Origin of the sequence: Fibrella rubiginis, from assembly GCF_017353185.1 — a bacterium.
GTDB classification, from domain to species: Bacteria; Bacteroidota; Bacteroidia; order Cytophagales; family Spirosomataceae; genus Fibrella; species Fibrella rubiginis.
Genome location: NZ_JAFMYV010000009.1, coordinates 163,376 through 174,801 on the forward strand (window position 1 = coordinate 163,376; position 11,426 = coordinate 174,801).

14 protein-coding genes are annotated in these 11,426 nt (G+C 53.0%); 10 read left to right on the forward strand and 4 right to left on the reverse strand.

Going from position 1 to position 11,426, the window contains the following annotated elements:
• Window positions 1-4: 4 nt before the first annotated feature.
• Genes J2I47_RS17685 through J2I47_RS17695 form a run of 3 tightly spaced genes read left to right on the forward strand, consistent with a single transcriptional unit; the run spans window position 5 to window position 1,622 of the window.
• The gene (locus J2I47_RS17685) at window positions 5-466 is read left to right on the forward strand and encodes a viral A-type inclusion protein (protein ID WP_207365926.1); all 462 of its coding nucleotides are present in this window, start codon (window positions 5-7) and stop codon (window positions 464-466) included.
• Window positions 405-1,094 (forward strand): SCO family protein, encoded by a 690-nt coding sequence (locus J2I47_RS17690; protein WP_207365927.1) that lies wholly within the window; start codon window positions 405-407, stop codon window positions 1,092-1,094. The genes J2I47_RS17685 and J2I47_RS17690 overlap by 62 nt, the downstream gene beginning before the upstream one ends.
• Window positions 1,095-1,145: 51 nt before the next feature.
• Window positions 1,146-1,622 (forward strand): c-type cytochrome, encoded by a 477-nt coding sequence (locus J2I47_RS17695; RefSeq protein ID WP_229374711.1) that lies wholly within the window; start codon window positions 1,146-1,148, stop codon window positions 1,620-1,622.
• Between the two features lies 1 nt (window position 1,623).
• Here J2I47_RS17695 and lptC read toward each other — a convergent pair whose 3' ends face one another.
• From lptC to J2I47_RS17710, 3 genes are read right to left on the reverse strand one after another with little or no spacing between them, the layout of a single operon-like run.
• Window positions 1,624-2,238, reverse strand: a complete 615-nt coding sequence (lptC, locus tag J2I47_RS17700; protein WP_207365929.1) for an LPS export ABC transporter periplasmic protein LptC — start codon at window positions 2,236-2,238, stop codon at window positions 1,624-1,626.
• Window positions 2,239-2,258: 20 nt separating this feature from the next.
• Window positions 2,259-3,539: a BamG family beta-barrel-assembly machinery protein gene (bamG, locus tag J2I47_RS17705; RefSeq protein WP_310587685.1), complete on the reverse strand. Its 1,281-nt coding sequence runs from the start codon at window positions 3,537-3,539 to the stop codon at window positions 2,259-2,261.
• Window positions 3,540-3,594: 55 nt separating this feature from the next.
• Window positions 3,595-4,329 carry a type III pantothenate kinase gene (locus J2I47_RS17710; protein WP_207365930.1) on the reverse strand — a complete coding sequence of 245 codons (735 nt, stop codon included), beginning with the start codon at window positions 4,327-4,329 and terminating at the stop codon, window positions 3,595-3,597.
• A 155-nt stretch (window positions 4,330-4,484) separates the two neighbouring features.
• On the opposite strand from J2I47_RS17710, the gene J2I47_RS17715 reads away from it, so the two are divergent.
• From J2I47_RS17715 to J2I47_RS17740, 6 genes are all read left to right on the forward strand, one after another.
• The gene (locus tag J2I47_RS17715; RefSeq protein ID WP_207365931.1) at window positions 4,485-5,186 is read left to right on the forward strand and encodes an SAM-dependent methyltransferase; all 702 of its coding nucleotides are present in this window, start codon (window positions 4,485-4,487) and stop codon (window positions 5,184-5,186) included.
• Window positions 5,187-5,290: 104 nt separating this feature from the next.
• Window positions 5,291-7,150, forward strand: coding sequence for a histidine kinase dimerization/phosphoacceptor domain -containing protein (locus tag J2I47_RS17720; RefSeq protein WP_207365932.1), 1,860 nt, complete (start codon window positions 5,291-5,293; stop codon window positions 7,148-7,150).
• A gap of 49 nt (window positions 7,151-7,199) precedes the next feature.
• Window positions 7,200-7,844: an MBL fold metallo-hydrolase gene (locus J2I47_RS17725; RefSeq protein ID WP_207365933.1), complete on the forward strand. Its 645-nt coding sequence runs from the start codon at window positions 7,200-7,202 to the stop codon at window positions 7,842-7,844.
• A 120-nt stretch (window positions 7,845-7,964) separates the two neighbouring features.
• Window positions 7,965-8,687: a CDP-diacylglycerol--serine O-phosphatidyltransferase gene (gene pssA / locus J2I47_RS17730; protein WP_229374713.1), complete on the forward strand. Its 723-nt coding sequence runs from the start codon at window positions 7,965-7,967 to the stop codon at window positions 8,685-8,687.
• Between the two features lie 85 nt (window positions 8,688-8,772).
• A complete protein-coding gene (gene purS, locus J2I47_RS17735) occupies window positions 8,773-9,024 on the forward strand; it encodes a phosphoribosylformylglycinamidine synthase subunit PurS (RefSeq protein WP_207365934.1) in 252 nt (83 codons plus the stop codon).
• A complete protein-coding gene (locus J2I47_RS17740) occupies window positions 9,025-10,032 on the forward strand; it encodes a 3-oxoacyl-ACP synthase III family protein (RefSeq protein WP_207365935.1) in 1,008 nt (335 codons plus the stop codon). It abuts the gene before it with no gap.
• An 84-nt stretch (window positions 10,033-10,116) separates the two neighbouring features.
• On the opposite strand, the gene J2I47_RS17745 is transcribed toward J2I47_RS17740, so the two are convergent.
• Complete coding sequence (locus J2I47_RS17745) at window positions 10,117-10,479, reverse strand: CoA-binding protein (RefSeq protein WP_207365936.1); 363 nt, start codon at window positions 10,477-10,479, stop codon at window positions 10,117-10,119.
• 312 nt (window positions 10,480-10,791) lie between these two features.
• Between J2I47_RS17745 and J2I47_RS17750 the strand changes: the two genes are divergently transcribed.
• Window positions 10,792-11,400, forward strand: a complete 609-nt coding sequence (locus J2I47_RS17750; protein WP_207365937.1) for an HNH endonuclease — start codon at window positions 10,792-10,794, stop codon at window positions 11,398-11,400.
• Window positions 11,401-11,426 lie beyond the last annotated feature (26 nt).

An 11,426-nucleotide genomic window follows, 5' to 3' on the forward strand; every position in this document is an offset into this window, starting at 1 on the left:
CCCTATGAAAAACCTTCTCTGTACCATAGCAATTGCTTGCGCTGTCATTGCCTGTGGCCCGGCCCCTAAAACGGACGAAACCAAAACACCGGGTAGCCCCCTTGACAAAGCCGAAATGGCTGTGATGGCTGTTCACGACGAGACAATGCCGCAGATAGAGACCATGTTGAAGCTCAAAAAGCAGGTCAATGCCCGCATCATGAAGCTCGATAGTCTGGCCGGGACACCCGCCGAAAAAATTCGGGCCGACGAAGAACAGGCGCAGGGCCGTCTCATTGTGCGTCACCTCACCGAAGCAGATAGCTTGATGATGAGCTGGATGAGCGGGTATAAGGGTGACACGTTAAAAAAACTTCCCGAAGCCGACGCGCTGCGCTACCTCGACGGGCAACAGAAAAAAGTAGATGATGTTAAATCGAAGATTAATCAAAGTATTCAGCAGGCCAACGCGTACCTTAGGCAGTAGGGTCTGGCTTGTTGCTATTGCCCTGCTGGCTCTGGCAGGGTGCGCCGGTGGTGATGGCGACAAACTGCCTATTTTGGGTCAGCGGGAGGCTGTAACGAAGCAGGTAGACGGCAAAACCGTAGTCGATAGTGTGTACCATACTATCCCCGACTTCGCTTTCGTAAGCCAGTATGGCGACACGGTTACGGCTAAAACGCTGGCTGGCAAAGTTTACGTAGCCGACTTTTTCTTCACGTCGTGCCCCACGATTTGCCCAAAGATGAAAACGCAGTTGAAGCGTGTCTATGAGCAATTTGGTAAGGATAACCGGGTTGTGCTGCTCTCGCACACGATAGACCCCAGCCACGATACCGTACCCGTGTTGAAAGCCTTCGCCGACCAACTGGGCGTGACGGGCCGTAACTGGCTCTTTGTGACCGGCGACCGCGACAAGATTTATGATATTGGTCAGAATAGCTACATGGTCACGGCGGCTGAAGATGCTTCGGCACCCGGCGGCGTGGTCCACAGCGGCGCGTTTATTTTAGTCGATCCTGATCGCCACATCCGTGGCATTTACGACGGCACCAAACCCGACGCCGTTGATAAATTAATAGCCGACATGACGAAGTTGCTGGCGGAGAAATGAAAAGAATGTAAAATGTATAATGAACCACAACCGAAAATTGATCGTCAACGATTGACCGTATTTAGCGATTTTTTTAAACGCGCCGGATACGCATTCTTCATTGTGCATTGTGCATTGTCCATTCTTTTTTCCTCCTGTCAGTCGAAAGAAGAAACAGATCGGCAGAAATATATTTCGGAGGGCATCGCATTGTATAAAAATAATTGCGCCAACTGCCATCAGGCCGACGGGGCTGGGTTGGCGGGTCTGTATCCACCCCTGGCCGGGTCCGATTATTTAAAGGCCAACAAGAACGCCGTAATCTGCTCGATCAAGTACGGGCAGCAGGGGCCTATTGTGGTGAATGGTAAACGATACAACCGAGTCATGCCCGCCCAACTGGGCCTGAGCACCCTGGAAGTGGCCGAAATAACGACCTACATTTACCACAAATGGGGAGGCGACGAAAAAGGCATGATCACTGCCAAAGAAGTGCAGCCTATTCTGGACGAATGCAGCATATCGTCGCAGCGGCGAACCGTCCGTTAGATTACTGCCCTGTCTCCAGATTAAACATGCCTGAGACCTTGCGAATCGTGTAGCGGGAGAAATCCTGGTCGGCATCCATGCCAATGCCGTAAAGTTTCTCGCCGGTCAGCTGACTGGTGATGATGACTTTGTTTTCCGTGAAAACCTTCTTGGTATTAGGGTTCCAGTTGAGCAGATTGGTCTGTAGTTTCTCCTGTTTCTGCTTGTTGACAACCACCACGTGCCCCATCACCGTATACAGGTCTTTGGCGCGGTCATACCGGCCCGAATCAGAGCGGAGCGTCGTTACGATCTGCTGTCCGCCGGGGTCGTAGAAATCAATGTGAACCACGTCAGGGTATTTGCGGTCGTCGTTGAGGTAGCGAAACTGGCGGGCAGTGGTGAGTTTTACTTTTAGCAAAGCTGCCTCACTATAGCGCAGATTCACGTCTTTTATTTCCTCAATCGGTCCCACATAAGCCACCGATTTTGCCGGTTTTTTTTCTTCTTCGCAGGAAAAAAAGAATGTACAATGGACAATGCACAATGTACAGTGAAGAAGCGTCTGTAAGTGCTTATGTAAACTCGACTTTTTAGAACGAAACCGTTTAATTAAATAGACAGATGCATTATACATTGTACATCGTGCATTAACTATTAATCAATTACCGACTTACGGAACCACCAGTCGTTGAGGGAGAGACCAACGGCGAAGCGGAAATAACGTTCGCGGATCTGCGTACCAACCAGTGCTCCACGTTGCCCACCAATGAGGGCGAAATTGACGTGGTTCACGAAGAAAGCGCCCACCGGAATGGATACACCCAAGCTGCCGTTGACATCGGTCAGTTGAGTACCGTCGACCTGGTAGGGGAGGGTATTATACTGAAATCCGGCCCGATAGGTGATCAGGTCACGGTAACGGGTTGAGTTGGGTTTTGGGGTGTATTCCAGGCCAATGGCCGTGTGAAGGGCATCCCGAAGGTTACCGGGCTGGTCGGATATGGTGCGGTAGAGGCTCCAGTTTTGCACCCCGGCTTCGATACCAACGGCCAGCTGATTGTTCTTTTCCAGCGTCACCCCAATCTGAAACTGTTGCGGCAACACTGCGCTGCCTGCTATGCTGTTGCGAAGGGTATCGCTCGATGAGATAGGGCGCCCACCCTGAATTTGCTGGTAAACGTCGGTTTCGCTACCACTGATGCGTGAACGGGGCGAATACGTTGCTCCCACGTTCAGCGTGTAATCTTTATTGATGGTAGGCCTCCAGGCACCGCCGAACGTAAAAAAGGCGTCGGCATAACCAACCCGGTTCACCCGCGATACGATAATGTCGCTGGTTGAGTTGATCAATACCTGCGAGTCAGACGTAGAGGAAATATTGCCGAAGAGAAACGAGGCATCAACACCGGCGTAGATATTTTTTGTGAGCCGGACCCCGTTGCTGACCGACGCTTTGTTGAGCGCACCGCGGCCAGCGTAGTTCAACACGGTTTCGTAAATCGTGCCGGGGACTTTGCCATACTGGCGGCTCTGGTAATCCACAAAGCTGTAGGGGCGCAGGCTGATAGACGTGTTCCAGCGCGACGATAACGGGAAGGCAAGAGCCAGGTAGCTCAAGTTGCCGCCAAAATCGCGCTGTGTTTGCTGTTCATTAGCCCGAATCTGGCTGATTGCTTTCTGCTGACCCAGTAGGCCAACTTCAAAGATGGTGAACCGGGTACGGCGGGCCAGCAGTGCCGGGTTTTGGCTGTTGAGGTAAAACGGACTGGCGTAGCTTACGCCAATGCCACCCATACCCAGGTTGGCCACGTTGGCCGACGGAAGCACCTCGCCAAGACCGAGTGCCGAATAAGGCGAATTGCCAAGGCCCTGCCCCCGCAAGGTGGTGGTGGCCAACAGGCCCAGACCGACCACAAATAGACTGATTTTTTTCACGAAAAGACGAAGTAACGAGCCATCAACTGGCAGAAAACATTGGATTGGCGGGTGGTCAGGCTAGCCGATTAAACCGCAAAATGTGGTTCAGGCCCCGCAGCACCAGTTCTGGCACTGCAAATATACCCGGTTTCAGGCGGTTTAGGAACAGCGAACCATCCCCACCGCAGACAATGACCCGCAAATCGGGGTGTTGGTTGGTATAGGCTGTGAGCAGTCCGTCGAGTTCGAACGTCATGCCGTGGAGCACACCGCCCAGCATGGCGTCGTGGGTATTTTTGGCCGTAATGGGCGGCTCTTCGTCGGGAGCGCGCGTAATAAGCGGCAGGCGTTGCGTGAAGGTGTGCATGGCCTGTAGCCGCATCTGGAAGCCCGGCGCAATCAGTCCGCCCTGAAACGTACCGTCGGCAGAAACAAAATCGGCGGTGAGGCACGTACCCAGGTCGAAGATCAGGCAGGGCTGGTTGGGAAACAAGGACACCGCCCCGGCCGCCCCGGCCAGGCGGTCGGCACCCAGCGTCTGGGGTGTTCCATAGCCGTTTCTGATAGGCAGAGGCGTATCTGGATCTAAAATCAGCCAGTCAGCGGCATTGTCGAACAGGGCCAGATCGGCGCGTAATTCGTCGGCGGGACGGTTGGTCGACGACACAATGACGTGGTCGGCGGGGCGGGTCAGCAGAGCCTGACGGAGCAGGTCCGGCGAATTGAAGCGCCCCGTTTCAACAAGGGTGTCGTTGTTAAACCAGCCCGTTTTCAGCCGGGTGTTGCCCCAGTCAATGGCGAGGGTCATGAGGATTCTGAATTTTGAATTGGGGATTGCGGCTTTGTCGCCAGGTGGCGTACCGCTTCCGTAGCGGTTTACTCTGATATAAGTCCATGCGCAAGCAACAAATCCGCAATCCCAAATCCCCAATCCGAGATCTTTTTTAACAAACTTTGTGACCTATGCCAACGCTCTATCTGATTCCAACGCCGCTTGCTCCCGATACCAACGCCGATGTGCTGCCTGCCCCTATATCGGCGGTAGTGGCGCGGGTAGACTGTTTTTTTGTGGAGGAGGTGCGCACCGCCCGCCGCTTCATCAGCAGCCTGCGCACAGGCCGGGTCATTGACGAAACGCAGTTTTTCGATCTTCATAAAGACACGCCCGAAGCTGATACCCGCCGCCAACTGACGGAGTTGTGGAAGCAGGATCGCGATGCGGGCGTACTCTCGGAGGCTGGCTGCCCCGGCGTGGCTGATCCGGGCGCGGTGGCTGTGCGGTTGGCGCACCAACTAGGATTTAGGGTTGAGCCCCTGGTTGGGCCGTCGTCTATTTTGCTGGCCCTGATGGCGTCGGGCATGAGTGGTCAGTCATTTGTGTTTCATGGCTACCTGCCCATCGACCGCACCGACCGGAGCCGCGTGCTGAAGCAGCTTGAGGCCGACGCCGGGCGGAAGCAACAGACGCAGATTTTCATGGAAACGCCTTACCGGAACAACGCTTTACTCGCCGATCTGCTGGCCAGCGCCCAACCCGACACGCGTCTTTGCATTGCCTGTCAGGTAACGGCACCCGATGCCCTGATTCAAACGAAAACCGTACGAGAATGGCGTGGCCAATTGCCTGATTTACACAAGAAACCCACTATCTTTCTGCTGTTCTGAATTAGTGGATATTGGATGGTGGGGGTAGTTGGGTTGTTGGGCGAATAGCTTTGAGCAACAACCTAACTACCCCCACCATCCAATATCCGATATCCAACGTCTTTATGCATTATAAATTTCTACTAGCCAGCGGTCTATGGTTTATTAGTGTATTGGTTGGATTGCCAGGGAAAGCCCAGACCACCACTGCCGATTCGGCGCGGATTGTGGCCATCAAAGACGATTCGACCCGGATAAGGCAACTAGCCAAACTGGGCGTCGATATTATGTATGAAGGCACGGGCCGCTATGAACAGGCGCTGCCTTACCTGCAACTGGCCGACGAACAGGCCAAAGAAACCGGGTCGACCCTGCTACAGGCGCATGTCCTGAGCATGCGGGCTGAGCTGGAACGGTCTATAGCGCACTGGGCTGAAGCCCTGCGTTGCCTCGGTCAGGCCGAGCAGGGTTTTGCTCAGTTGGCTATGGGTAAAAGCCCTGCCGCTGCCAGAAGCCGTTACTTTGTCCTGCTGGTGAAGCTGAAAATTGCTCAGATTCAGCTGGATAATAATGATCTGGTGAAAGCCCGTCGGTCGTTGGAGGCGGCTCGTCAGTACCAGCAACAACACAAAATGACAGACCGCGACAGTGAACGCCTGGTTTCTGATATCTACAACAGCTACTCTATTCTGGAAGGAAAGCTGAAAAATAGGCCTAAATCACTGGCCTACGCCGATACGTCGGCTATGCGCTCATTGGCTGTGGGTGACACCAGCGACTATTATGTGACCCTGCTCAACACGGCCATCACCCGCAAGAACCTGGGCCACTTTGCCATTGCTGTCAGTCAGTACGAGGCCTGTGCAGCTTATTTCGCCAGGCAAAAGAACCTCTTTGCGCTCACCATGGTCTACGCCAACATGCCCCGTGCGCTGTATGGCCTGAAACGCTACGATGAGGGCATTCGGATAGCCAACAAGGCTATTGCCATGGCCAATAATACCGCCGACAGGCTGGCTATACAATCGGACGTGAACGAGGCCCTGTCGCAGTTGTATGAGGCGAAAGGCGATCATCGGCAGGCGTTGCGGGCATTCAGGCAGTCGAAAGCGCAGCAGGACTCCCTGTTTAATCAGGAAAAAGAACGGCAGATTCAGGAACTGGAATCGAAGTATGAGGCTGAAAAGCGAAATGCCGAAATCAAACAGTTGAACGAAGAGCGTAGTCAACGCCATTGGCAACTGGCGGGGTTGGGGGGCGGAGCGCTCCTGCTGGCGTTGTTACTAGGGCTAAGCGTAAGCCAGTCGAGGCGGCTGCGGCAGGGGAGTCAGCGGATGAGTAAACAGGCCGATCAGCTACAACTGCTGATGCGCGAGTTGCACCACCGCGCCAAAAATAACCTCGCCATCGTGTCGGGACTATTGGAATTACAGGCCAACCGTACCGACGACGGTCGTACGAAACAGGCGTTTCAGGAAGGGCAACAGCGTATTCATGCCATGTCGCTTATTCATCAGCGACTCTACCAAACCGATGCGCTGACTACCATCGACCTCCGCGACTATATCAGCAACCTGGTGCAGTCGATGATGAACACCTACGGCTTCACGCCCGCCACGCTCGATCTGCACATGTCGCTGGTGGCCGATGCTGTTGATGCCGACATGGCTATTCCGATGGGACTGATTATCAATGAGGTGTTGACCAATGCGTTTAAATACGCGTTTGGGGGCGTAGAGCACCCTCGGCTGAGCGTCATTCTGCACACAAACCACGACGTTATTCTGCTCGAAATTGCTGATAATGGCCCGGGTGTGGATCTGACTGCCTGGCAACAAGCGACGGGCTCGTTTGGCAAGCAACTGATTCGGAACCTGAGCGACCAGCTCGATGCTGAACTGACCGTCGAAAATCGGCAGGGTACATACGTGCGGCTGCAAGTGCCGGTGGGTGTACACGCAACGGCAAGAGTTGCTGCGGTGTAGGCTGTAGCCTTCGCCGTAGCGTATGTTTTTGTACTTTTGCCCCCGCATTATGGTACAGTCATTCGTTTTCTCTCCCCTTCAGGAGAATACATATATCATTGCCGACGAGGCAACGCGTGAAGCTGTGGTAATTGACCCCGGCTGCTACACACAGGCCGAAAAGGAGCAATTGGCAGCCTACATAGCCAGTCAGAACCTAACGATTCGGTACCTGCTGCTCACCCACGCCCACCTCGACCATGTGTTTGGCGGGGCGTTTGTGAAACGGAAATACGGCGTAGCCGCCTACCTGAATGAAAAGGATCAGCCCATCCTGGACGACGTGCCAACGCGGTGCCGGTTGTTTGGCTTACCGGGCTATGAACTCTTCGAGCGGGATCATAACCTGGCCGAAGGCGACGTGATCAGGTTTGGTAAGACCGAACTGGCCGTGGTTGAAACGCCGGGCCATGCACCGGGCCACGTGGCGTTTATTAACCATGCCGACCGTTACGTCATTGGTGGCGACGTACTCTTCAATAACAGCATTGGCCGGACCGATTTGCCCTTTGGTGATTTCGACACGTTGCTGCAAAGCATTCAAACAAAATTCTACACCCTTCCCGACGACTACATTGTTTACGCCGGGCATATGGAGCCTACCACAATAGGAAAAGAAAAACGCACGAACCCGTTTGTTACATCTGAAAGGTAGCGGTAAGAAGCGAGAGACAAGAATTGAGAAAAAGTAAGCACAAATTGCCTCTTGTTTCTTACCTCTCACATCTTGCCGCTTATTTCTTGCTTCTTGTTTCTTCGCTCTCACTTCTTACTTATGCTAAAACACGTACCCAACGCCATGACCTGCGGCAATTTGCTTTGTGGGTGTATCGGAATTCTGTTTGCTGTGCAGGGCGATTTAACGTCAGCAGCATGGCTGATTGTGCTGGCGGGTGTACTTGATTTCGGTGATGGGTTTGTGGCGCGGGCAGTTGGTGTATCAGGGCCGTTTGGCAAAGAGCTTGATTCCCTCGCCGACGTAGTCACGTTTGGGGTGTTGCCTTCATTTATACTGTTTGCCCTCATTCAAGATCCGTTTCAACCCCTGACAAGGGAAATAAGCGACACAGAAAAAGGGCCAATCTGGCCATATCTGGCTTTTTCTATTGCCGTTTGCGGTGCTCTACGTTTAGCCCGGTTCAATATTGACACGCGCCAGACAGAGCAGTTTTTGGGCCTGCCAATTCCGGCCAACGCGCTCTTTGTGGCGTCGCTGCCCATGATTCTGACGTTCCACCCACAGCACCAGTCAATTATTCTGAGCCCTTATGTTCTCTACGGTACCATCATTATTTTATCACTATTGATGGTGTCTGAATTACCCCTGATGGCGTTTAAATTCAAGTCATTTAGCTGGGCGGCAAATCAGGCTAAGTACAGTTTTCTGATCGCTTCTATTTTGCTGTTGCTTCTGCTTCAGTTTGCCGCTATCCCACTCATTATTTTACTGTACATTCTTCTTTCTATTGTTGTAAATCGTAAGACAAAAGGAATGTAAAATGAGTCATGTAAAATGGTTTTATGGTCGTAGCCCGCACGCAAAACCATTTTTCATTTCACATTCTTCATTCCCTTTCCTCCCCATGACGTACCTCGCTGAAATTGACATTATGCCCCAGAAGGAGATTCTGGACCCGCAGGGTAAGGCTGTAAAGCTGGGCCTGCACAACCTCAATATGGATAGCATCGACAACGTGCGCATTGGCAAGCATATTCGCCTGGAGGTAGACGCTGCCTCGGAAGATGAAGCCCGCGCTACCGTCGACGCTGCCTGTCGCCAGTTACTGGCCAACCTCATTATGGAGGAATATAGCATCACTATGAAGACCGCCTAGATGACACCAATCTATTCGCGCATTACCGGATTGGGTTTCTACGTGCCCGAAACGGTAGTGACCAACGACGACCTCACGCAGTACATGGACACCTCCGACGCCTGGATTCAGGAGCGGACGGGTATAAAACAGCGGCGGTATTTTACGTTCGGCAAAGACACCAACGCCAGCATGGCCGCCGCCGCCAGCAGGCAGGCCATGGACCGGGCGGGGGTAGCCACGTCAGATGTTGACCTGATCGTGTATGCTACCATCACGCCCGATTATTATTTTCCGGGGTCGGCTTACCTGATGCAGCGCGAACTGGGGCTGGACGGAATCGCCGTGATCGACGTTCGGCAGCAGTGTTCGGGCTTTGTGTATGCCCTGTCCATTGCCGACCAGTTTATTCGGGGGGGCATGTATAAAACCGTGCTTGTGGTGGGGTCCGAGATTCAGTCATCGCTGCTGAACAAGTCAACGGCAGGGCGCAACGTGGCGGTGATCTTTGGCGACGGGGCCGGTGCTGCTGTGGTGCAGGCCACCGATGATGCCGAACACCGCATTCTGAGCACCCACCTTCACGCCGACGGTCGTTATGCCGAAGACCTCATGGTGAAGGACCCTGGCAGTAGCCGCGACGGTCGGTGGATTACCGAGGCTACGCTGGCCGCAGGCGATTATAACGTAGCCATGAACGGCAACGCGGTCTACAAACATGCTGTAGTGCGATTTACGGAGGTTATTAACGAAGCCCTGGATGCCAACGGCTACACCGCTGCTGACCTCGATTTACTGGTTCCCCATCAGGCCAATATCCGCATTTCGGAGTATGTACGGCAGCAAATGGGCCTGCCTGAAGAAAAGGTGTATAACAACATCGAACGCTTCGGCAACACTACCGCCGCCTCTATCCCCATTGCTATGACTGAGGCCTATGATCAGGGTATTATCAAATCAGGCGACCTCATCTGCCTGGCCGCTTTCGGCAGCGGTTTCACCTGGGCATCAGCGTTGATCAGGTGGTAGGAAAAAGGAGGAGGGGAGGAGCGGAAGAAAGGAGAAAAGCGATTGCTTTTCTCCTTTCTTCCGCTCCCCCCTTCCCTCTTTTTCCTAATAATTCCCAATCGAGAGCATGACCAGCGTGCAGGCCTCGACAGGTTCAATACCCGCCTGCACAAGCTCTGATTCAAGTGCTGGATTTTCAGCACCGGGGTTAAAAATGACCCGCCGGGGCTTCAGCTGTTTGATATAGTCGGCGTAGATGTGCTGGTTGCGCGGGCCTACGTAGAGGGTCACGGTGTCGATATCTGTCAGCGCGGGTTGGCCTGTTTGAATAGGGGTACCGTTAATTGAGCCTGCTCTCAACCCAATCAATTCTACCGGATGACCGTGTTGTTTGAGGCTACGGGCTGCCTTGTAGGCGTACCGGTCGGGGTTTTCCGATGCACCAATTACTAACGTCTTCGTTGGCATAGTATAGCGAGGGCTAAGCAATCTTTGTTACGCCCTTTCGTTTGATTTTGGAGGTAAGACCACATAATACACCCGGTTGTTCTGGAATGTTATGTTCCTTTCGACGCATCCATGGAAGCTTTTGCATCGTACTAGTCTTCAGATAACCTGATGACAGTAGGTTAATAATCTGCAGCGACAGATACCTGCTTGTGACCAAACGTCAACAGTCCTGTCTATTTTACTGTTTAGAACACGTTAATTATCTATTCAATTGTAATTGCGTTTCTTTGCACAAACCCGCAAGTCGCCCACTCATTTTCCTATGCTGTCATGAACGATACTAAAACCACAAGCTATTGGAATGAGCGTTGGCTGCCTATTGCTTTCGACAGTGTGGAGCCAGCTCCGAAATATGAGGTGTCAAATTATGGCCGGCTGCGGAGTTTTCAATCCGGACCAAACGGAGCCATCATCAAAGGCTCCGTGATTCAGGGCTACCGGTCACTGAATATCAGAACCGGCGGCAAAACATTGAACCGATACGTGCATAAGCTGGTGGCCCAGTATTTTCTCCAGCCTGACCTGCCCGAGCGTACGTACGTCATTCACCTCGACCACGATAAGCTCAACAATCGGGTACAAAACCTGCGCTGGGCTACCAAAGAAGAGATGATCGAGCATAACCGCGATAACCCGAATGTGGTGAACCGTATGCAGCCCCGGCGCACAAGCAATTATAAACTTACAGAAAGCAAAGTATTGATTATCAAGAAATTACTCCGAAACGACAAGAACCGACTGAAGATGATTGCCCGTCAGTTTGGTATTACACACACCCAGTTGAACCGCATACGGTCGGGTGAGAACTGGCGGCACGTAGTACTTGACGACGATGTTCAGGTACCCGCCAAACAAATGGCGTTTGCCACCAACGAGTAGCCAGTAGCCTTTGGGCTACTTTTTTT